The 22,953-nt window shown below is 47.2% G+C and carries 17 protein-coding genes and 1 pseudogene; 5 read left to right on the top strand and 13 right to left on the bottom strand.

Translation table 11 applies throughout. From position 1 onward, the window contains the following. Positions 1-26: 26 nt before the first annotated feature. The 5 genes from LY387_RS18480 to LY387_RS18500 form a co-directional block, all read right to left on the bottom strand. Entirely contained in the window at positions 27-869 is an 843-nt protein-coding gene (locus tag LY387_RS18480; protein WP_234497297.1) for a 3-keto-5-aminohexanoate cleavage protein, read from the bottom strand. Between the two features lie 2 nt (positions 870-871). Further along, positions 872-2,206 carry an aspartate aminotransferase family protein gene (locus LY387_RS18485; RefSeq protein ID WP_234497298.1) on the bottom strand — a complete coding sequence of 445 codons (1,335 nt, stop codon included), beginning with the start codon at positions 2,204-2,206 and terminating at the stop codon, positions 872-874. Positions 2,207-2,396: 190 nt separating this feature from the next. Then, entirely contained in the window at positions 2,397-2,966 is a 570-nt protein-coding gene (locus tag LY387_RS18490) for a DUF2959 domain-containing protein (protein WP_419153468.1), read from the bottom strand. A gap of 193 nt (positions 2,967-3,159) precedes the next feature. Then, on the bottom strand, positions 3,160-3,873 hold the full coding sequence (locus LY387_RS18495; RefSeq protein WP_234497302.1) for a GntR family transcriptional regulator: 714 nt from the start codon (positions 3,871-3,873) through the stop codon (positions 3,160-3,162). 273 nt (positions 3,874-4,146) lie between these two features. After that, positions 4,147-5,763: a PTS fructose transporter subunit IIC gene (locus LY387_RS18500; RefSeq protein ID WP_234497304.1), complete on the bottom strand. Its 1,617-nt coding sequence runs from the start codon at positions 5,761-5,763 to the stop codon at positions 4,147-4,149. A gap of 387 nt (positions 5,764-6,150) precedes the next feature. On the opposite strand from LY387_RS18500, the pseudogene LY387_RS18505 reads away from it, so the two are divergent. The 3 genes and pseudogenes from LY387_RS18505 to manA (LY387_RS18515) form a co-directional block, all read left to right on the top strand. Further along, positions 6,151-6,594 (top strand): annotated as a pseudogene (locus LY387_RS18505) (fructose PTS transporter subunit IIA); the annotation flags it as partial. A 178-nt stretch (positions 6,595-6,772) separates the two neighbouring features. Continuing rightward, entirely contained in the window at positions 6,773-9,412 is a 2,640-nt protein-coding gene (gene mngB / locus LY387_RS18510) for a mannosylglycerate hydrolase (RefSeq protein ID WP_234497305.1), read from the top strand. A gap of 57 nt (positions 9,413-9,469) precedes the next feature. Beyond that, complete coding sequence (gene manA, locus LY387_RS18515) at positions 9,470-10,657, top strand: mannose-6-phosphate isomerase, class I (protein WP_234497307.1); 1,188 nt, start codon at positions 9,470-9,472, stop codon at positions 10,655-10,657. A gap of 186 nt (positions 10,658-10,843) precedes the next feature. On the opposite strand, the gene LY387_RS18520 is transcribed toward manA (LY387_RS18515), so the two are convergent. Beyond that, complete coding sequence (locus tag LY387_RS18520; RefSeq protein ID WP_234497309.1) at positions 10,844-11,368, bottom strand: cytochrome b; 525 nt, start codon at positions 11,366-11,368, stop codon at positions 10,844-10,846. A 173-nt stretch (positions 11,369-11,541) separates the two neighbouring features. Next, positions 11,542-11,997, bottom strand: coding sequence for an Lrp/AsnC family transcriptional regulator (locus LY387_RS18525; protein ID WP_234497310.1), 456 nt, complete (start codon positions 11,995-11,997; stop codon positions 11,542-11,544). A 132-nt stretch (positions 11,998-12,129) separates the two neighbouring features. On the opposite strand from LY387_RS18525, the gene LY387_RS18530 reads away from it, so the two are divergent. Both LY387_RS18530 and LY387_RS18535 read left to right on the top strand, forming a co-directional pair. After that, positions 12,130-13,941, top strand: coding sequence for a trans-sulfuration enzyme family protein (locus tag LY387_RS18530; RefSeq protein ID WP_234497311.1), 1,812 nt, complete (start codon positions 12,130-12,132; stop codon positions 13,939-13,941). A gap of 162 nt (positions 13,942-14,103) precedes the next feature. Beyond that, positions 14,104-15,900 carry a choice-of-anchor I family protein gene (locus tag LY387_RS18535; RefSeq protein ID WP_234497313.1) on the top strand — a complete coding sequence of 599 codons (1,797 nt, stop codon included), beginning with the start codon at positions 14,104-14,106 and terminating at the stop codon, positions 15,898-15,900. A 56-nt stretch (positions 15,901-15,956) separates the two neighbouring features. Here the strand turns inward: LY387_RS18535 and LY387_RS18540 are convergent, their stop codons facing one another. The 6 genes from LY387_RS18540 to aguB form a co-directional block, all read right to left on the bottom strand. Further along, a complete protein-coding gene (locus tag LY387_RS18540; RefSeq protein WP_234497314.1) occupies positions 15,957-16,496 on the bottom strand; it encodes a GNAT family N-acetyltransferase in 540 nt (179 codons plus the stop codon). A 176-nt stretch (positions 16,497-16,672) separates the two neighbouring features. Next, positions 16,673-17,863 (bottom strand): mannose-6-phosphate isomerase, class I, encoded by a 1,191-nt coding sequence (manA, locus tag LY387_RS18545; RefSeq protein ID WP_234497786.1) that lies wholly within the window; start codon positions 17,861-17,863, stop codon positions 16,673-16,675. 278 nt (positions 17,864-18,141) lie between these two features. After that, a complete protein-coding gene (gabT, locus tag LY387_RS18550; RefSeq protein WP_234497315.1) occupies positions 18,142-19,416 on the bottom strand; it encodes a 4-aminobutyrate--2-oxoglutarate transaminase in 1,275 nt (424 codons plus the stop codon). Positions 19,417-19,441: 25 nt separating this feature from the next. Then, positions 19,442-20,869, bottom strand: a complete 1,428-nt coding sequence (locus LY387_RS18555) for an NAD-dependent succinate-semialdehyde dehydrogenase (RefSeq protein WP_234497316.1) — start codon at positions 20,867-20,869, stop codon at positions 19,442-19,444. An 81-nt stretch (positions 20,870-20,950) separates the two neighbouring features. Further along, a complete protein-coding gene (gene aguA / locus LY387_RS18560; RefSeq protein WP_234497317.1) occupies positions 20,951-22,033 on the bottom strand; it encodes an agmatine deiminase in 1,083 nt (360 codons plus the stop codon). An 11-nt stretch (positions 22,034-22,044) separates the two neighbouring features. Next, the gene (gene aguB, locus LY387_RS18565; RefSeq protein WP_234497318.1) at positions 22,045-22,911 is read right to left on the bottom strand and encodes an N-carbamoylputrescine amidase; all 867 of its coding nucleotides are present in this window, start codon (positions 22,909-22,911) and stop codon (positions 22,045-22,047) included. Positions 22,912-22,953 lie beyond the last annotated feature (42 nt).

Consider the following 22,953-nt stretch of genomic DNA (forward strand, 5'->3'; position numbering starts at 1 on the left):
TCGTAGGGGTCCTAACCGGTGACTCCTTAACTACCGGTCGAAGTGAGATGGTATTTCAACCTTTCGGCGGTCATTCGTTCAATGTTGAGCGCACTTGCTGTCTCTACCAACTGAGAGACCAAAGTAGCGTTGTTCGGGGCGATAGCACCTTGATTGTCATAATGATTATTTTCAAACCCAACACGAACATCAGCCCCCATAAGCATAGCAGCGGTTAAACACTTGTGTTCAAATTGACCAAATGCACACACTGCCCAACGGTGATCGAGCTCAAATAATTGCGATCCAAGTATGGTGATAAGATCGCTCGGATAAGCTACCTGCCCATCACTATATCGCCCTAGTACCAACAGCAAGTGGTGATGATAGTTAGGCAACACACCTTGAGATAACCACTGTAAGTAACGCCGTAAATCATGATTATCGTAGAGTATGTATTGAGATAAGATCCCCTGCTCAGCCACCCAGTGAAAAAAAAGACTCGCTGAAGCAGTGTCACTCTCGTCAGGAATGAGTTCTCTCAATGCAAAAGAGGCCGCTTCTGGCTTTACCGCTCTTATCAGCGCTTGCTGCTGCGCAGGACTGTATTGACCGACAGCCTCCGTGGTAAGTTGCACCAGAATACTGTCGCCAACCTTGTCTTTTAGCGCTTCATAAAGTGGGAGGTTGTCTTCTATCTCAAGCGAATGCTGGCCAGTTCGCTTACGAGCATGAAGATGCACCATGGCCGCACCCGCATCTCGACAGGCGATTACCTCATCTATTATTGATTGCTGCGCTATCGGTATATTAGGGTGGTCCTCTTGAGTCTTACGAGCGCCATTGGGAGCGACAATGATGGCCGTTTGGGACGGCTGATACAGTGACATATTTAGCGCTCCCATTTATTAGCAGCAAGACTGAGCGACACACTGAGCTTTGAAACTAACTCATCCAGCTCTGACGCTGAAATGATGAAAGGCGGTGCGATCAAGACATGGTGCCCGAGCCTACCATCTATCGTTCCAGACATGGGATAGCACATGAGACCATTGTCCATCGCTATCGACTTCACCCATTTATGTGCGTGTGTTTCTATGGCTAACGGCGCTTTGGTTTCTCTATCTGCTACTAGCTCTATACCGACAAATAGCCCCCTCCCTCGAATATCACCGACGAATGGCAGTTCGCCAATGGTATCTTGGAGCCTCGACTGTAGCCCTTGCCCCTTATGTAAGACCTGTGTAATCAAACTATCATCAACAATAGTGTCTATGGTTGCTAACGCTGATGCGCATGCCATTGGGTGGCCCATAAATGTATGACCATGTTGAAAAAAGCCTGAGCCATTGGCGATTTGATTGTAGATTTTCTCATGAGCCAACACTGCTCCAATGGATTGATACCCCGCGCCTAATCCCTTCGCGACGGTAACAAGATCAGGCACCACAGCGTCTTGCTCGAAAGCAAAAAATGACCCTGTTCGTCCGATACCGCACATCACCTCATCAAGAATAAGCAGTACATCATATCGGTCACATATCTCTCGAATGCGCTGTAAATAACCCGCTGTTGCTGGCACCGCACCTGCGGTTGCCCCAACGACAGGCTCAGCGACGAATGCCATTACATTCTCAGCGCCTAGGGTCAGGATTTTACTCTCAAGCTCATTCGCCACCCTCAGGCTATATTCCACCTCGGTTTCCGAATCCAGTTTGTCACGATAGGCATAGCAGGGGGCGATATGATGACTAGTCGAGAGCAAAGGCCTAAAGGGCTCCCGACGCCACTCATTACCTCCAACAGCGAGCGCTCCCAGAGTATTCCCGTGATAACTTTGCCGACGAGCAATAAACTGAGTCTTTTGTGTTTTGCCTTGTTCGACAAAATACTGACGTGCCATTTTCAGAGCGGCCTCTACAGCCTCCGAGCCACCACTCACAAAATACACATGCTTAAGCGAGTTAGGCGCGAGCTCTACTAAGCGGTCCGCTAAGCGTTCACTACTCTCGGTGGTAAAAAATCCGGTGTGGGCATAGGGGATGCTCTCGAGCTGATCTCGAATCGCCTGCTTAACTCTGGGGTGACTGTGCCCCAAATTAGACACCGCAGCTCCACCACAACCGTCTAAATATGCCTTGCCCTTGGTATCAAAAAGATAGACTCCGTTACCATGACTCACGGTCGGCAACTGCCCTCGGCAACTACGATGAAATACACTACTCATGGTTCCCCTCGGATGTGGTGAGTTATTCGTTAATAGTTGTTTGCTTTAAGGGGTTTTACAAACTTAAACGCAAGAAATTGATGTGACGGGAATCTTGAAAATACAAATTAGGCACAGAATGAAAAAAGCCCCTTGAACACAAGGGGCGATCGGTGAAGATTCGTTGTTGAACTCTCTGTTGTTTAACTCTCTATTGGTTATTAAGCTTACCAATAAATTTATCCGACTCCTCTATCGCGGCGTTCATCTGGTTGATCGCGACTTGAATGTCGTTCTCCAAACTGATTAACTCGCCTTGCAATGAGCCAATTGCGCTCGCGTTGAGGTTGTGTTTCAGATAGAGGGTGTTGTCACGCAGTGTATTCAATACAGGTGTCATCTTCTGCTCTGCTCGCTTCATCGCCTTAAGCATGGTTTGATAGGATGCTCGAGTATCCTTTAGCTTCTGCTCACTCGAACGACGCAGCTTGGCGCTGGTATATTGCTCAAGTTCAGTTTGCCACTCTTCAAACAACGCTTCTGAGACATCCTCTACTGCCGAAATGCGTTCGCGCACCTCTTCCGCTGCCTTTTCGCTGTCTTCATACTTATCGTTGATGTCGTTGTAGACTTTTTCTAAATCACCACCATCAAAACCACTCAGTGCTGATACCGCTTCCAGAGCACTCGTAAACTCTTCTTGCGCTTCCTGCTGAGATTCTTTGGCGTCTTCAACTCGCGTCACCATAATGTCGCGTTTGTGGTAACCAACTTGCTCCATTGCAGAGTAATAAGTTGATTGGCAGCCTACTAAACCACCTACTGCCAAGGCTCCAATTAACATCCAACGCATTGTTTTTATTCCTTTTCGGTATGCTTGATAGGTTAACTATAAATGGGATGCCTTGAAGATACCAAGTTCAAAGCTTGAACTTGGACCAGAAGGCTCAAAAAAGCGACAGCATCAAGTAGAGTTAGTGACGTTTGGCTACCAAGGTGAACTTGTACTCGCTCGACTTAAAGTAGTTGCGGCTATACTCAAATACCGTGTCATCTTGTAAGTGACTGCGAGTGCGTTTCTCTATGATAGGTTGAGCGGGGTCCATATCGAGTAGCTGTGCTATTTCATCAGGTGGTAGGATTGGGATAATTTCCTGCTCGCTACGATCAATGACCATCCCCTTCTGCTTCTCGATGTATTCATATTTCGATCCCTGCATCACTTGGTAAGTGAGATCAGGAAACATTGCGGTTGGCATCCAAGTTTCCTCTACTGTGATTGGAGTTTCATCAAGGTAACGGACACGTTTCACGTAGAAAATTCGCTCGCCTTGGTTGATCTCTAGATGCTCTGCCATCGTTAGAGAAGCGGACTGAATTTCAAAAGCAAGTACATCGCTGTGAGTGACGCCTTCAAGGTGAGCCCATTTCTCAGCAAAGCTGGTTTGGCGGTAGATATCGTAGTTAACTTTATTCTCTTTTACATAAGTACCACTGCCTTGCACGCTCTCAAGCTCCTCGTTTTCTATGAGTAATTTAAGTGCTTGCCTGACCGTCACACGACTCACAGAGAACTCTTCGCGTAGTTGAGCTTCTGTCGGAAGAGCATGACCAACGCGATACTCTCCAGTGCTGATTTTACTACGAATTTCATCAGCGATTTTACGATACATTGGCAATCTAGCCATAGATACCTCAACACTTAGACCTATTGACTAACAAATAAGTGAGCGATGTTAGTGAACTTGCCTTATAGACCAATTAGATAGGCTACATAATACAAATTATAAAATTATAATACAAATGCAATCTGATAATCTTCTGCCCGCATTCAAATTTGTCAGCTAAAAGAGACTGACTCAAGTATTGACGAGCACCTCGATGGTGACTTTCCACCAAACAATACAAATCAGGCCCTAGGGAAACCTAGAGCCTGAAAAAGGGAGCAAAATGCTTGCCCACTATGCTGTTTCGACTACCGCTTTTTTACTTGGGCCAAAAGCTTTCAGGGCAATCGTCAATGCGATAGAAACCGCGATACCAATTAAGAAATAAAGTAGCCAAGCCGTTGGGTCGCCGATAACCGGTAGCATGAATACCGCACCACCTGCGATAGTACCGATAGTAATCTTCGACGAGAGAATAAGTCCCGCAGCAACACCACCGCCAATCATATGTGCTGGAATGATACGCATTGGATCTTTTACAGCGTAAGGGATTGCACCTTCAGTGATTCCACAGAAGCCCAAGATAGCTGTAGACGGCCCTGCCAGTCTGTCCTCTTTGTCGAAGTAGCGCTTAAATAATACTGACATGATGCCAAGAGACATACCAGGGATACATTTTGCAGCCGTAAACGCCGCATAGAAAATCGAAGCATCGCCAGCGAAGTCACCACTGGTACCGACACCGATACAGAACATATAAGCCGCTTTGTTTACCGGACCACCCATATCAAAGCACGCCATCGCACCAAGGATGAAACCGAGGATCAATAGGTTGTTTGTACCCATCGACGTCAGCCATTCAACAAGGCCAGAGTTTAACTGAGCAAAGAACTTACCTGGGCCAACGTACATAAACAGCAGCGTACAAATACCGGCCAGTAGCGGAGTAATAATGATCATCTTAACGGACTCAAGCACCGCCGGTACTTTTATCTGACGAATCAACATCACAAACAGCGCCGCCGCCGCACCTGCGACTAAGCCACCTAGGAAGCCGCCCGTCATGATGGAGATCTTACCGAATCCACCACCCATGGCGACATAGCCGCCAACAAATCCCGGAGCTAAACCTGGTTTACCAACCATGCCATAGGCGGTAAAGGCAGCGAGAACACAAACCAATAGCGGGTTGAATGCTTTCAGTGTGCTGTAATATAGGAAGTGGACAATGCCTTGCAATGAAGACTCAAACTGAGCTTTCGCTTCAGGCTGGGCTATTGCTGCATATACCTCGTTCTTAATCGCACTGATATCACTGCTAGCAAGCCCTTCGGCCGCGCTTACGATCCCAAGATCAGCATAGGTTTTACCGGTATATTCAATCAGGATAGCTTCATCATAAAGGTGGGTATAATCGTAGCCAAAGAATAGGTTCAACAAACCTACACAAAGACCGCCAATTATGACAAGAGGAATAATGTGAGAAACACCTGAAAGTGCACCTTTATACCAATCTTTTAGGAACTTAACGACGATGTTGTCATTACTTTGCTCTTCTGGCTCTGAGAAAGAGGCAACATTGGCTTTGGGAGCGGCGCCGCCCGCTTTCACTTTTTGCTCTAGAGCATCAAGCATCTCATCCGCTTTTTTTATGCCATCTTTCACTTTGCCTTGAACAGACGGAAGCCCTTCGAAGCGCTCTACTTCGGCAACGCCCACATCTGTGGCGAAAATGATGCCGTCCGCTTCAGCCACATCTTGCTCGGTAATGCGACCATCAAGGCCGTTAGCACCTTGCTTCTCGACCTTAATCTGCCACCCTCGGGCAGCGGCTTTATTCTCTAGATTCTTTGCTGCCATGTAGGTGTGAGCTACACCGGCAGTACATGCTGTAATCGCTAAGATTTTCATCTTTAGTCCCTTTCTTCACGCTTCTACAATTATTGAAGCAATATTGGATTTGCTCAATGCGTCAATTATTGCCTAGCTTTGGATTCTCATCTGTGACCCTCTTCACATATGTATTAAATAGGTATCCTTGTTGTATTGTTTAGAGGTATATTTGTCTGAATACAGCCAAGAAAGGCATTATGAAAACAACAACTTGAGCCAATAAAAATCAACTACTTAAAGTAACAAAACAATTAGTTACGTTACAGAATCTATACTTCCTCTCTAGCCAAATGCGGTTTTTGCATTTAATGAGACATTGATCACCCTTTATTTGTATTGTAGTGGTATTATTGTTGTATTAGCCAATCAGACATAACCCAGGCATTGGATTACGGAAGCAAGATTATGAACTTAACGACATTAACAAACCCATCTCTTATTAACCTACAGACCACATTTGCGAGTCGCGATGAAGCGATCCAATCATTAGCAGCTCAACTTGATCAACAAGGCAAGCTCCACGACAAAGATGAGTATCTGAAAGCAGTTTATGAACGCGAAGCTCATGGAGCCACTGCTCTCGGAGAGGGGCTTGCGGTTCCACACGGTAAGACGGACGCAGTAAAAGAAGCCGCATTCGCCGTCGCCACGCTAAAGCAGGATCTCAAGTGGCAAGGCATTGATGAAGAGGAAGACGTAAACCTCATCTTCTTAATCGCTATCCCAAATGCCGAAGCAGGTTCGACTCATATGCAATTACTAACCGAGCTTACCGGTACGTTGGTCGATGATGAAGTGCGCGAAGCCGTCCTTAAGGCAACAACCGTTGATGAGATCATGACTCTTCTTCGTGACGAAGAACCTGCACCAGTTGTCGACCCGACGCCTGCTGCAAAGCCGGCTACGCAGCCACAAAAGAAAGAGGAACCAACGGGATTTTCTGGATTTGTATCGAAACTGTTTGGACGCTCTTAAGAGTTACCTATACCAAAGCACCTAACTCAACAGCATTAAAAAGGGTCTCACAATGACTACATCTCGCGTTCACATCACTCCTCACATGCACTGGGACCGTGAATGGTATTTCACAACAGAGGAATCTCGCATTCTGCTTGTGAACAATATGGAAGAAATCATGCAGCGTCTGGAAAATGACCCTGAGTACAAATACTACGTACTCGACGGTCAGACTGCGGTTCTTGAAGATTACTTTGCCATCAAACCTGAGAATAAACAGCGAGTGAAAGCACTGGTTGAGGCTGGCAAACTGATTGTTGGTCCTTGGTACTCACAAACTGACACCATGCAAGTCTCTGGCGAGTCCATTGTTCGCAACATGCTTTACGGAATGCGTGACTGTCTTGCGCTGGGTGAACCAATGAAGATCGGCTACCTGCCAGACTCATTTTCAATGAGCTCGCAGCTACCAATGATCTACAACGGTTTTGATATCGACACTGCTATGTTCTGGCGCGGCTGCTCTGAGCGTCACGGTACCGACAAAACGGAATTCTTGTGGCAATCAAACGACGGCTCTGAGGTCATGGCTCAGGTACTGCCTCTTGGCTACGCGATTGGTAAATACCTACCACAAGACGAAGAAGGTCTGCGTGCACGTCTAGATAAATACTTCCCTGTGCTTGAAAAGCCTTCTGTGACCAAAGACATCCTATTGCCAAACGGTCACGACCAGATGCCAATTCAAAAAGACATCTTTGAGGTGATGGACAAGCTACGCGAAATCTACCCAGATCGTGAGTTCGTCATGAGCCGCTTTGAAGAAGTCTTCGACCGTATCCGCGAAGAGCGTGACAACCTAGATACCATCAAAGGTGAGTTTAACGACGGTAAGTACATGCGTGTTCACCGCACCATTTCTTCGACTCGCATGGACATCAAGCTGATCCACGCAGAGGTAGAAAACAAGATCGTTAATATCCTAGAGCCACTCGCTGCCATCGCTTGGACACTCGGTTTTGAGTACCACCACGGTCTTATCGAGAAGATGTGGAAAGAGAGCATGAAGAACCATGCCCACGATTCTATTGGTTGCTGCTGCTCAGACAAAGTTCATGCTGAAATCCTGAACCGCTACATTCTTGCCGACGATATGGCCACCAACCTGATCACTTTCTACAAGCGTAAGATCGTTGACCATATGCCAGCGCGCGAGGGCTGTGACAAGCTGGCGTTCTTTAACCTATCACCATACGAGCGTGAAGAGGTGATCAATACCACCATCACTATCCGCGCTGATAAATTCAACCTATTTGATAATGAAGGCAACCCAGTTGAATACTTCATTCAAGACCAGCGTGTGATTGACCCTGGTAAGATTGACCGTCAAATCGTTCACTACGGTAACTACGACCCATTCATTGAGTACGATATCCAGATCAAATACACAGTGCCTGCGATGGGCTTTACCACGCTGCATATTCAAGGTAGCCAAGACGGTGCACAAAAAGCCGTGAAGTCGACGTCAGAGTACCTTGAGAATGAGTTCTACCAAATCTCTGTGAACAGCAACGGTACCCTAACCGTACTGGACAAAGAAACGCAAATGACTTTCGACCAAGTACTGCGCGTGGAAGACGGCTCAGACGATGGTGATGAGTACGACTACTCACCATCTCGCCAAGAGTGGCTGCTGTATTCGGATGAGTTTGATGTTGATACCAGCATCAAACACGAGGGCTTCCAGTCTGTTGCGACCATCAAAACACGCATGAACGTGCCAGCAAACCTTGCAGAACGCGAAGCGCGCTCAGGTCAAAATGGCTTCGTTGATATGAACTGCCAAGTAGTGCTCAAACAAGGTTCACGTCGTATCGAAGTTCGTATGGAAATGGACAACCAAGCCGACGATCACCGTGTTCGCGTGCTGGTACCGACACCGTTTGCTTCTGAGACTGTGGTTGCGGACAACCAATTTGGTTTGATTACTCGTCCAACTAACGACCCTGCAATGGACGTGTGGGAGCAAGAGGGCTGGAAGGAAGCACCAGTGCCGGTGTACCAGCTTATGAATTTTGCAGCGGTAGAAAACCAAACTGGCGGCATGGCACTGATGACCAATGGTCTGCGTGAGTTCGAAGTGATTTCCAGCCAAGGTAATGAAAAACGCGACACCTTCGCACTCACTCTATTCCGCGGTGTAGGCGTGCTTGGTAAAGAAAACCTGCTGCTTCGCCCAGGTCGACCGTCTGGTATTAAGATCCCAACACCAGACTCACAAACTCGAGGCAAGATTGTATGTGAGTTCGCACTATTTGGTTTTGCGGGTAATCACATCGACGCCAACCTAATGGCCGAGGCTCGTGACAATGTGACGCCAATCCAGTGTTACAACAAGATCCCATACAACGCGATGAAGCTTAACGTAGGCGAGCAAGATAAGCCGTTGACCTACTCGCTACTCAACAAGGACAAAAAAGGTGCGGTTCTGAGTGTCCTCAAGAAAGCGGAAGATGACAATGCACTGATTCTGCGTGTCTACAACCCAGCAGAGACGGGCAGTATCGAAGACCAAATTGACTTCAACCAGCCAGTGACTTCATGGCGAGAAGTTAGTCTAGATGAACGAGTGCGCGAAACGAATGTAGCGATGCAATCGTTCGGTGAGCTGAAGCCTTGCCAAGCTCGAAGCTTCCAAATCAAGTTCTAACATCCACCAGCTCCCTCACTAGGGGGAGCTACCCATCGCTGATTGGTAGAAAAACACATGTCTATAGTAAAACTTAGCAATGATATCAAGCACTATGCGTGGGGAAGTAAAACCTCCATCACTGAGCTATTTGGCATTGAAAACCCAAAGAATGAACCACAGGCTGAAATCTGGATGGGCGCACATGCAAATGGTAGCTCAGTGCTTGAAGACTCTGGCTCTTCACTCGCAGACTATATTGCCAGTGACAAGCAAAAAGCCCTCGGTGACTACACAACCAATCGATTTGGAGAGCTTCCGTACTTGTTTAAGGTGCTTGCTGCAGAAACACCATTATCGATTCAGGTGCACCCTAACAAGCATAAGTCTGAGCTCGGCTTTGAGCGTGAGAATGCCCAAGGTATCCCACTTGATGCGGCCAACCGCAATTACAAGGATCCGAACCACAAGCCTGAACTTGTTTATGCGCTTACTTTCTATAAGGCGATGAACGGCTTTCGACCAATCGAAGACATCGTTCGCTTGTTTGAATCCATTGGTATTGACGCACTTGAGCCTCAGGTGACTGCTTTGACAAGCAACCAAACCAGTGATGGTCTCAAACGCTTTTTTACCGAGATCATGTCTCTTAGCGGAGACAATAAGCAACAAGCACTACAAGAGCTTTACGATGCCTACCAAAAACCCGCGAAAAGCGTCATGGTTAGGGAAGCCTTATCTTATAGTCAAAGTTTCTACAAACACTACGCCGATGACATTGGCTTGTTTGCACCACTGATGCTCAACACGGTTGAGCTCGCGCCGGGTGAAGCGATGTTTTTGCATGCGGAGACTCCTCATGCATATGTCGAAGGAACTGGTTTAGAAATTATGGCGAGTTCAGACAATGTTCTGCGCGCAGGCTTAACACCGAAGTACATCGACGTATCCGAGCTTATCGACAACGTTAAATTCCAGTCTATCAAACCAGAAGATATCAGGCTTAATCCTATAAACAAGTCAGGCAGGCTTAGTTACCCTATTCCGGTGGATGACTTTGGGTTTGACATCATTCAGTCTAACCAAGAAGTCCAGCGTCAATACTTGCGCAGTGCAGAGATACTGTTTTGTGTAGAAGGTGAAGTGACCGTATCGTCATCAGACAACCAAGTTGTCTTAAAACACGGCGAATCGGTATTCATCAGCAATGATTCTGCTCATTACCAATATCAAGGGAATGGTGTTCTTGCTCGTGCGTTTAACTAACCCCCGGTTACCGTGAACGCATTCAAAACACCTAGAGCCTGTTTAATTGAGACTTCACAGGCTCACTATTGGTAACTTATGGTCTTTTTACGTAAATCGTAACAACCGCTTTGACCAACCCCGCTGCTAGGCGGGGTCTTTTCTTGTGTTTCTCTGAGCTCTAAAGTTGGACAACCAATAGAATCATTAACGACCCAGCATTCGGCTTAGCGTGCCATCTTTGTCTACGACTTGGTGTTTGATAGCGCCTAGTACATGCAAAGCAACAGCAACCATCAACACCGTCGCGCCAATACCATGTAAGTTACTGCCGAGCGAGCCAAGCCATTCAATCTTGTCACCCTTGTCATACAGAACCCAACCAAACACATCGATGCCTCTTCCTCCGCCGATGCTCATCATGATGCCAGACGTTGGCATGAGTAATGTGCCCAACAGAAGTAAGTGATGAATAGATTTCGCAGCGATTTCTTGCAGTCTTGGCATAGGTGCAACGCTTTCGATCGCCCCCTCTTTAAATCGCCAGAGCAGGCGAGTGGTGGCGATCACAAGTAAAATCACACCCAGTGATTTATGAATTCCGAGGAGTTCGAATTTTTCTGGACTACGCTCCATCGATTCAAAGACTTTACCGAGTACGAAGATCCCGATAAAGGTTAATCCTGTTAACCAGTGAAGAGCAATTGTCGGTTTTGATAATTTTTTTGACATGATTATGTTTCCTTAAAAAAGCTAAGGACATTATTAAGAATTTACAATTGTTAGGCGATAGTCAGGAATGTAAAGCTGTGTAAACATTCGTATTTCGACGGTTCGACGGTTCGACGGTTCGACGGTTCGACGGTTCGACGGTTCGACGGATCGACGGATCGATTAAGCCACTACTAGCTAATCGGAAGTTTGGTTTTTCGCTTAACTTGCCCGAATGCAAAACTGGATTCAATCGAAGCGATATTGCTAAGCGGCGTGAGCTGACGACGAATGAACTGCTCGTAGGTTTTTAGTGATTCGCTCACCACATGCAGCAAGTAGTCGTGATTGCCTGTCATCAAAAAACACTCCAATACCTCGTCCATGCTGTCGATATGATGCTCAAAGTCACGCATATTATCCTCGGTTGGTTTGTCCAATTTAACCAGCACAAACACGTTGATCGGTAGACCACACGCTTCTTGATCGACGCTCGCGTGGTAACCGCGGATAACACCTTTTTTCTCCAATGCTCGGACTCTACGTAGGCATGGGGAGGGTGAGAGAGCAATACGATCAGCAAGCTCCTGATTACTCAGCCGGGCATTGCTTTGAAGCTCTTTCAATATCTTCTTATCAATCTCATCCATTGGCAGGTTCCTTCGATAATTTGTATTTCCGCGCAATTTAATTGCTCAAAGGCCCTAAAATAGTTCGCACATCGCAATAATTAACATTTTTATAACACTAAACTTTTAAGAGGTAAAACAAAGGATGGAAATATGAATACCTCGACTCAACTCAGCCCTCTACGAAAAACAACCAAACACGAACAAGCAGAGGCATTGGCTATCGAGCAAGCCAAACACTTTGGTATCGATCCAAACAGCGAATACGGCATGTCGCTTGTAGAACTCGCGACCACGCTATACAAGGCGAACAACAAAACTCATGATCTTTGGGCGATTACGGTCGAAGGTCTCTCGGATCTTGATAAAAGCGATCGTATCGCCTGGTTCAATGCCAAGCGATTTTTGTCGTTCCAGATCGCCAAGATCCTCGACAATCTGCAAAATCCGATGCGCGCTACCTATCAGTCGATTGCAACCAACAATGGTAACTTCGCGTCCAAAGGGGCCTACCCTATTTTTGACAATGTGGCGGCTATTTTCTCAGCGAGCCCGGTTATCACTCGCACAGCAACCTATCTTTTCGCTTGTACTGAGTGGATTGAAGATGCATTTAACGGCAAAGAGCCGCTGCATGACATTTACTCTAGGCTTCTGAACCCAACGTCTATTGCTCTCGCCAACCACATGGTCGACTTGGAAGCAGGCGAAAGAGCGAACCAATATCTTGCGTGGAACTTCAACTCTGGGATGGCGGCGATTGATGGTCTACTGAGTCATCTGCTCGGCTATGAAGATATCGTTTTGGCGTCACGTAACATCTATGGCGGGTCCTATCAATTGCTAGAAGACTGGTTCGCTAAACCTTCAAATCTCAATGTCGCGGTTGAATGGGTAGATGGTTATTCCGGTGATGACTTCGCCAAACGCTTGGATGAAGTAGTTGAGAAATACGCTGACCGAATAGAAAATGGCAAACGCATCTATATCTACCTTGAATCACCGTGCAACCCTCACGGATACGTGCTGGATGTCGCTGCTATTAGCCGCGCCGCACACACTCTCGGTTGGGATGTGATTGTCGACTCAACGGTTGGTACGCCAATGCTACATCCTGTGCTTAAACGCGATGACGTTATGGAGCGCCCTGACTATGTCATTCACTCGTATACTAAAGAGCTCGCAGGCTCGGGAACAACGACCGCCGGCGTGGTCATAGGTCGAAACGAAACCATGTTTATCCCCAAAGGCGAGAGTGTTCCATTCACTAAACCCAACGGTGATGAGGTTACTATTGAGTGGAATAACTCGCTGTTTTGGAACGTTTACTACATCAAGGGGGCTTTCCTCGATGCGGACAAGGCGTTTGAAGTACTCAACGGCATGAAAACCTATGAGATGCGTGTGGTGCAAAAAACGATTAATACGCTAACGCTAGCCAAGATCTTCGATGCACATCCCGATGTTAATGTCTCTTGCCCTGCTCTGCCTGATAGCGACAACTACCATCACTGTCAGAAGAACATGTATCTCGGTTTGCCAGCGGCGCTGTTTACCATCGACATGGAGGGAAATGGCAATCGAGCACCTATCAATCGAGAAGTGTTCAAGCAGTTCTTTGACATGCTTGAACCTGCGATTGGCATGCAAGTCAGCCTTGGGCAAACCAACACAGTCGCGCTGTGCCCTGCTCTGACGACTCACTCAGAGCTTAGTGATTCAGCGCTGTCCGAAGCAGGTATAAAGCCCACCACGATGAGGCTTTCTATTGGTCTTGAAGATCCGCGTATGTTTATTGCCCACATCATAGAAGCGGCAACTCTGTCTATTGATAATAAGCATCCCGAGTTTTCACAAAGTTTTCCGTGTGCCGAGCAGATTGACGACATCTACCTGCAAACCTACACGCAGGTTCATGACAAAATCGTTCGCAATCAACCGAGATTCAATACATTAAGGCGATAGCTCCGACTATCCGAGACGAGAGAAGCGAGAGCCCAGGCTCTCGCTTTGTTTTATTCCCTTGTTTGCTGTCAAATATGTCATTTAATCAGATGGTTATAATATCGACATAAAACTGTCATACCACTTCTCTACAGTCGGCGAGTCTACTTTCAAGGAGGAAATATGAAACACACACTCGCACTATCTGCATTAGCTCTAGCAACATCAGCCTTAATAGGATGTTCTTCTAACTCGTCAACATCCACTGCCACCAGCTTTTCAGCGGTTGAGTCATACAACATCCAGTGTACAACTCGCATTGAACCTCAGCCGAGCGAAATGTCGGTAAGCGGCCTAACTTTGGTCGGCACTTCAATAGCAGACGCGCCATTTGGCACATCAGCAGCCGAGATCGTTAGCTATGACACCTGTACCGACAAGCTATACGTCGTCAACGCGCAGGGAAAGAAGGTTGACGTTCTATCGCTTTCAGAAAGTGGCGAGCCTAGTGCGCAAGGTCAAATCGATCTAACCTCAGCAGCGACTCAGTCTGGCATTGCGATCGGCGCAGCAAACAGCGTGTCCGCACACCAAGGTCTGGTTGCAGTCGCCATTGAAAACGAAAACAAGCAAGAGCCAGGCATCATCGCGCTGTACCGCTCAGACTCTCTTGAGCTGATCACTACCTATCCAGCAGGTGCACTGCCAGATATGGTCAGTTTTTCAAAAGATGGTCAATACATCGCAGCAGCTAATGAGGGTGAACCTAACGCCGATTACTCCATCGATCCTGAAGGGTCTGTAACCTTAATCGACCTGAAAAGTGGACCACTCGATGCGGTTGTCACTCAGATTGATTTCCGTGAGTTCAATGAGGGCAACGTCCGTCATGGTGAACTGTCTTCAGACGTTCGTATCTCCCATCCGAACGCAACCGTCGCGCAAGACCTGGAGCCTGAATATCTAGCCTTTGGTGACAATGGTCAGTTGTTTGTTGCACTGCAAGAAAACAATGCTCTGGCTTCGATTGATGTCAGTGCAAAGCGAGTCACAGGCATCTATGGACTGGGTGGTAAATCTTGGCAAGACGCTAAACTCGATGCGTCAAACAAAGACAAGATAGTTGGCAATCTTCAAAGTTACCCAATGCTAGAAGGGCTATACATGCCTGACAGCATCGCCAGCTACACGGTTGACGGACAGACTTATATCCTCACCGCAAATGAAGGCGACGGTCGAGAGTATGGCTTTGATACCACACAACAAAAATGCGATGAGCTAGGTTACAAGTGGGATGGCGACGAAGACCAATCGAAAACTGATTATCAGTCGAAACAAGATTTTTGTATTGCTTATATCGACGAGGTTCGTGGTAAGAAGCTCAAGGTTGCTAACGACCACCCGCTTGCTTCAGCACTCAAAGACAACAAACAACTTGCGCGCTTAAAGGTGATTAAACCTGAGGGTGAACTTGCTGCCGATCAGAAAGTACAAGCATTTGGTGCCCGTTCGTTCTCTATTTGGAATGACAAGGGCGAAAGGGTGTATGACAGCGGTGACGAGTTTGCCAACATTGTCCTGATGAACGACAAAGTCAACTTCAACAGCACCAATGACAACAACGACTCTGCGGATGACCGCAGCGATGATAAAGGCGTTGAGCCAGAAGCGATTGAGGTCGTATCTATCAATGATCGTCACTACGCCTTTATTGGTTTAGAACGTCATGGTGGCATCATGGTTTACGACATTACCACACCATCTCAAGCACTGTTCGTAAGCTACGTAAATAACCGTGACTTCAGCCAACCTGTTTGTACCAAGGTGGATGATGGTGATTGTGACAACGACACCTACAATCCAAAAGCGGGCGATCTCGGTCCAGAGTCTATCAAGTACTTCACCAGGCAAGGCCAGCACTTTATTGCCGTGGGCAACGAAGTGAGTGGCACGACATCGGTATTCCGTATCGATTTCTAAACATAAAAAACGGCGCTTCACTTGAGGCGCCGTTTTTTTGCTATCCGATTTAGCGATTATGCTAATACACCGCAGCCTTCACTCAGTTCTGCAGGTCGCTTCCAAGTATAAAGGTACTCATCTAGATACTTGCCACACGGCGATTCCATGCGCTGCTTGAGCTCTCGATTTCCACCCAAAGATTCATAGAACTTAATTGCGTTAGCGTTATCTGCTAATACTTCAAGAAATACGCCGTTGTCAGGATAGAACTTCTCTGCCCACTCGACCGCTTGGATGATCAGTTGCTTGGCGATACCACGACGCTGCGCTTCGGGAGTAACGTGTAGATTATCGATGATAGTGCCGTAATCCACATTGTGATTACCAAAAAGACAGATAAAGCCCAATAGCTTCCCCTCTTCTTCCGCAACCAATACGTGTTGGCTAAAAGGTGGATTGAGCAATCTTGTTTGCCAAATCAGTTGCTTATCTTCAAGTACGGTTTCATCAAGATAAGACTGACGCATGATGCCCTTATAGGCGGTTTGCCAACTTTCTGCATGAAGTTGCGCAACACTCTGAAAGTCAGCATATTCTGCTACTCTAAATTCCATTTTACAGTACCTAGTGCTTTAGTTTTTACATATCCTTAAATTACATACTAGTTATCTGTAACTAAATTGCAATCCATGCTGATTATCTTCTGCTCATTTGAACGTAAAAAAGGGAGATCTATCGCGATCTCCCTAAAATTGACTGGATAACGGCTTGTTTTTAACAGCTGACTACATCAGCAATACGCTCGAGCAAACTTACCTGAGCAGCTCACCTTATAACCTTTCGCAGATGCAGGGATAAATACCGATTGCCCACGCTCAATAGTTAGTGTCTCACCATCAGTATGCGTCAGTTCTACTGGCGCATCTAAAGCAAGAAGGATTTCAGGCGTGGTCACCGTTACCTCTCGGTTGGCTTGATTGACGTACACACTAAACTTGAAGTCACCAACTGGCACTGGATAGTGCTCTGCGCCATTATCAAAGCTTGGTGCGGTTAGCAGTTCATCGCGAGCTTTTGGCTCAAAGATAGTGCACGACGCAAGCTCTGCGACGTCAATATGCTTTGGTGTTAACCCCGCTCTTAGCACATTGTCTGAGTTCGCCATGATCTCAAGCCCTGTGCCCTGACAATAAGCGTGCGGAGTGCAAGCATGGAGGAACATGGCTTCTCCCGGCTCAAGTGTCAATACGTGAAGCATCAACGGAGCAAACAGTCCAATATCGCCCGGGTATCGCTGTTCAAGCCAAACAATGAGCTCAAAGGTTTCATTCCCCGATTGGCTTTGGGCATAAGTCAGAAGCTTATCTAACGCGGCTTCCTTCTTATGCTCCTCCAAATTAAGCATTCCTACGAAGAAGCGTTCAAGCCCCTCAGCGTTTTGATTGGCTTGATAGCCTTCTACCATTTCCGACAGCTCTGCGATACCTAACGCTTCAAAGTAGCTCAGTATCTCTTGATGAGGTCGAAAACCGTTCATCGCTTGATAGCGCGTTAAAGCATAGACCAACTCAGGCTTGTGGTTTGGGTCACGGTAGTTACGAATGTCACTGCTTCTCGGAATCCCTTCACGGTCTTCTTTTGCAAAGCCTTGTTCAGCCTGGCTTTTACTCGGGTGAACTTGAATCGACAGCGCACTTTTCGCCGCAAGAACTTTAAACAAGTAGGGTAGCTCACCGTATTCTTGTTCGATCGACGCACTTAACACTGCCTCTGGATTCGCCGCTATCAACTGATCAAGACGAACTTGCTCGTTGTTTAGCGTGACATGAGAGCAACCATTGGGATGGGCCCCCATCCAGAGTTCGGCTTGTGGTGTGTTTTCTGGGTTGTCGATACCGAGAAGCGCCGAGAACGACGTATCGCTGCCCCACGCATACGTTTGAATCACGTTACTCATCGGTAAAAAGTGCTGCTGTGTCATTGTATTCCAACCAAATTTCAAAGGGATCTTGATAGCCATCTGCGCCAAATCGCTATCAAGATCCGAATAAGTCACTGGGATCCTGTGAGGAGTCTAGATAATTTAACAGAACTACGTTTATAACTATATAGTTTTAAACGTAGAAGAATATATAAATAAGCACTAGATCAAACTTTGAAAAAAATCACAGGAGAAAAAAGGTTGGAAGATCAAAAAAGCCCCCTCGGGCTCGAATCGAGGGGGCTTGTGTTATCGGAGCGAAAGTGGAGGTTTGGGGGTTACTTCGCTACATCCAGAATGATGGCTTCTAGCTTGTCTAAGCCCTCTGCCAGCACATCTGATTCAATCGTCAATGGTGGAAGCAAGCGAATGACGTTTGCTTTCACACCACACGATAGCAAGATAAGACCATTTTCTTGGGCTTTGGCGATCACCGCCTTAGTGACGTCTTGTAAAGGCTTTTGTGTCTCTGGGTCGGTGAACTCAATCGCCATCATTGCACCAATTGTTCGAATCTCACCAATGGCAGGAACCGTTTTTTGCAGCGCTGTCATGCGAGCGTTGACGACTTCACCAATACCTTGAGCTTTCGCGCACAGCTGCTCTTCTTCGATGATCTTCAGAACTTCTAAGCCAGCAATACAGCCAAGTGGAGAGCCCGCATACGTTCCGCCAAGACCACCCGGAAGTGCTGAGTCCATTACGTGTGCTTTACCCACAACCGCTGAGATTGGGAAACCACCCGCAATCCCTTTTGCCATGGTCATCAAATCTGGTTCGATACCAACGTGCTCAGTGGCAAACATTTTACCTGTGCGAGCAAAACCCGTTTGGATCTCATCAGCAATCAACAAGATTCCGTGCTTGTCACACAGTGCACGTACCGCTTCGGCAAAATCTTGAGGCGCTTGATAGAAACCACCCTCACCTTGAACAGGTTCAAAGATGATCGCCGCGACGCGACTTGGTTCGATATCACAAGCAAACAGATCCTCTAGCGCTTGTAAGCTATCTTGAGTGCTAATACCGTGGAACGCATTTGGGTAAGGCGCGTGGAAGATCTCATTTGGGAAAGGGCCAAAGCCCGCCTTGTAAGGGGCGATTTTGCCCGTCAGGCCCATAGTCATGTTAGTACGACCGTGGAAGCCACCTTTAAAGGCGATAACACCGCTACGTCCTGTGTGCGCTCGCGCTACTTTTACCGCATTCTCTACTGCTTCTGCACCCGTGGTTAAGAAGATCGCCTTCTTCTCAGTATCACCAGGAGCAAGCTCAGTGAGCTTTTCTGCTAGCTCAACGAATGACTCGTAAGGCGTAACCATTGCACAAGTGTGTGAGAAATTCTCAATCTGCGCTTTCACCGCTTCTGTAATACGCGGATGAGAGTGACCTGTGTTGGTTACAGCGATGCCCGCCGCGAAATCGATGTATTTGTTGCCATCGACATCCCAGACATGAGCGTTTTCTGCTTTTTCAACGTACAGTGGATACAGTGCGCCCATGCCCTGAGCGATAACCTTGCTTCTTCTTTCGTGTAGTTGTTGATTTTTCATTGTTTAATCCTTGATAAGTTATCGCTTAGTTGCCACCAAAACATAGGTATTTCACGTCCATATACTCGTCGATACCTTGCTTCGCGCCTTCACGTCCAATGCCTGACTGCTTAACACCACCAAATGGTGCAACCTCAGTAGAAATAATGCCTTCGTTAATTCCAACCATGCCGTATTCCAGTGCTTCTGCGACTTTCCATACGCGGTGGATGTTTTGGCTGTAAAAATAGCTCGCTAGACCATAGATAGTGTCGTTGGCCATCTCGATAAGCTCTTCGTCTGTCTCGAAGCGAATCACAGGCGCAACCGGACCAAAGATCTCTTCTTGAACGATATCCATGTTGTGCTCAACATCTTCGAGCACGACTGGCTGCATAAACAAACCATCTAGAGTTTTCAACGGTGTTACTGGTGTCGCACCTTGCTCAACCGCACGGTCGATCAGTGCTTGGATACCTTCTTTTGCACTTTCGTTAATAACCGGACCGATGTTCACACCTTCATCTAGACCGTTACCAATCTTGAGCTGTTGTACCGCAGCATCAAACTTAGCAACGAACTCATCATAGACATTGCTATGGACGTAAAAGCGGTTTGCACACACACAGGTTTGTCCAGCGTTACGGAACTTAGACGCCATGGCGCCTTGTACCGCGGCATCAATGTCAGCATCATCGAACACGATGAACGGTGCATTACCGCCAAGCTCCATAGAAGTACGCTTTACATCTTTCGCCGATTGCGCCATCAATACGCTGCCTACCTGAGTAGAACCAGTGAACGAGAGCTTTCTGATCAATGGATGCGAGGTAAAGATTGCGCCAATCTTACGAGAGCTTTCACCCAACACGACTTGCAATGCGTCTCTTGGAATACCCGCTTGATACGCAAGCTCAGCCACGGCAAATGCTGATAGCGGTGTAGAATCCGATGGTTTCACCACAAAGCTACAACCTGCTGCCAATGCTGGACCCGCTTTACGTGTGATCATCGCAATTGGGAAGTTCCAAGGGGTAATAGCAACAGCCACACCAATAGGCTGCTTGATGGTGACTACACGCTTATCCGCTGTTGGACCCGGAATCGTATCGCCATAAGTGCGCTTAGCTTCTTCTGCGAACCATTCAATAAAGCTCGCCCCATAAAGCACTTCGCCCGCTGCTTCAGCCAACGGCTTGCCCTGCTCCATCGTCATGATTCGAGCAAGGTCATCTTTGTTCTCTAGAATAAGTTGGAACCAACGGTTCAGCAGACCAGCTCGTGTTTTAGCTGGCACTTTTGCCCACTCTTTTTGAGCCATGTGTGAGCGCTCAATGGCATCCATCAGTTCTGCTTCGCTTGAGCGAGGCGCGTAGCCAACGATCTCTGCCGTTGCAGGATTTGTTACTTCAACAGCGTCATCCGCTGCCGTCACCATAAAGGACAATAGGCTCTTGTTATCAATTTGCTGCATGGTGATTCCTTATGTTTCATCAACCCAGCGAGGGGCTGGGCGCTAATCTTTTAGCTGGTTTTCATTGAATAAGCAGACAAGCTATGCCGGTATCTGCTGCGTGATACAGTGAATATTACCCCCACCAAGGAGGACTTCACGCGTCGGAATACCGACAATTTGGTAATCTGGTAATGCTTTTGCGAGTATTTCTTTGGCGATGTCGTCAAAGTCGCTATCTAGTAATGGCAGGAAAATATGCCCATTCACCATGAGGAAGTTGGCGTAGGATGCGCTTAAACGTTCCCCTTCTTGGCGATTCATGCCATCGCTCGATTCAATCCCATTCGCTTCTTCTTGAGAGTAGAACAAAGGTCCAGGTAGTGGCACTTTGATGACTTCAATCGAGCGACCTTTTGCGTCTGTTTGTGAGGCTAGTGCCGCGAACGCTTCTCTTGAAAGAGAATATTGAGGATCGAATGGATCATCAGTCCAACTCAGCACCACTTTCGCCGGCGCGACCACATGGATAAGGTTGTCTACATGACCATCAGTCTCATCGTTAAATAAGCCTTTTGGTAGCCAAACCACCTTATCGATTCCCAAATACTCGCGCAGTTGCGCTTCAATTTGTGATTTAGACAGACTCGGGTTTCGACCAGGGCTCAATAAGCACTCTTCCGTCGTATACAAAGTACCTTCGCCATCGGTATGGATCGCTCCGCCCTCTAGTACAAACGGCGCACGGTAATGGTCAATGCCCATGACATCGCACACAGCTGCGGCGACCTTGTCGTCATCACTCCAATCCTCGTAAAGCCCGTTGTACTCACCACCCCAAGCATTGAACTGCCAGCTCACGCCGCGTCTTTCTCCAGCCGAGTTAACAACCACCGTTGGACCAATATCTCGCATCCATGAGTCGTTAAACGACATCTCAACCAATTTGACTGAGCTATTCAACATAGCTCGAGCGGTTTCATATTGCGCGGAGCTCACTGCTATAGAGACCGTCACGACCTCAGAAATCGCATTGGCAACAGCAGCAAAAGTTTGCTGAGCGGGCTTGGCTTTGTTACGCCAGTTATCGCGGCGCTCAGGCCAAGCTAGCCATACTTCTCTAATTGGCTCGAACTCTGCGGGAAATACGAACCCATCTTGTCTTGGTGTTGTGGTGAGTTTCATCGGTCACCTCGTTACTTCGCTAGGCTCAGAACATCTTGATAAAGATCTGGGCGACGGTCACGGAACAATCCCCATGCGTGACGTGCTTTTGTCGTCTCTTTAAGATCAATCTCTGCGTAGATGATCGCTTCGCCTTCACGCGGAGCTTCTGCTAGCTTGCCACCTGTGTGATCGGTGATAAATGAAGAGCCATAAAAAGTCGTCTCAATGCCGTCATCAACTTCTACACCAACACGGTTCGACGCAATCACAGGGACTAGGTTTGCTGCTGAATGACCTTGCATTGTGCGCTGCCAGTGATCGCGAGAATCAAGTGTCAGGTCTTGTGGCTCAGAGCCAATTGCCGTTGGATAGAAGATCGCTTCTGCCCCATTCAATACTAGGCTGCGAGCTAACTCTGGGAACCATTGATCCCAACAAATACCTGCACCAAACGTACCGTACTTAGTCTTCCAAACCTTAAAGCCGGTGTCGCCAGGGCTAAAGTAGTACTTCTCGCTGTAACCAGGGCCATCTGGAATGTGAGACTTGCGATAGTTCTCTAGTACCGAACCATCAGCATCAATCATCACAAGGGAGTTGAAGAAAGTGTTGCCTGCTTTCTCAAAGTAGCTCACTGGAATCACTACATCGAGCTCTTTTGCGAGTGCGCTGAGTTCTTTGATTAGGCGACAGTTGTCTGTCTCTTCTGCTAGTTCAAAGTACTTAGATTCTTGTTTTTTACAGAAATAAGGGGCAGCCATGAGCTCCTGTGGCACGATGACATTAGCACCATTTGATGCTGCTTCACGGATCGCACCTTTAATTTTCTCTAGGTTTGCTTCTAGGTCCCAAGTTTTCGTCAACTGAAGGGCAGCAAATTTGATTACTTTACTCATAGGATCTTCCTTTATCTCTTCTCAATTAGGGCTGACTGAGTG

Source organism: Vibrio maritimus (assembly GCF_021441885.1).
GTDB classification, from domain to species: domain Bacteria; phylum Pseudomonadota; class Gammaproteobacteria; order Enterobacterales; family Vibrionaceae; genus Vibrio; species Vibrio maritimus_B.